The following is a 239-nucleotide window of genomic DNA, read 5'->3' as shown; positions in this document are numbered from 1 at the left end:
GAAGCGGGTGGCCAGGCGGGCGGGGCTCAAGGACTGGCAACGCATCACCCCCCATAAGCTCCGCCACTCCTACGCCAGCGCCCTGGTGGAGGCGGGGCGGGGGATTGACGAGGTGAAGGAGCTTCTGGGGCACAGCTCCATCAGCACCACCCAGGTCTACGTGCACGTCTCCCGCAAGCGCCTGGAGGAGGCCGCCCGGGCGTTGCCGGATGTGGTGGGGTGAAATGCCTTCTATCCTT

Annotated in this window: 1 protein-coding gene; it reads left to right on the top strand. The window is 67.4% G+C overall.

Annotated elements, in window-relative coordinates:
- On the top strand, positions 1-223 hold a 223-nt coding region (locus ACYQ0J_RS00485), incomplete at its 5' end, for a tyrosine-type recombinase/integrase (RefSeq protein ID WP_460170257.1).
- Between the last annotated feature and the right edge of the window lie 16 nt (positions 224-239).

The organism is Thermus sp. FJN-A (assembly GCF_054655095.1).
Note: the sequence above shows the minus strand (reverse complement) of the source record. Positions and strands in the feature narration are given on the sequence as shown.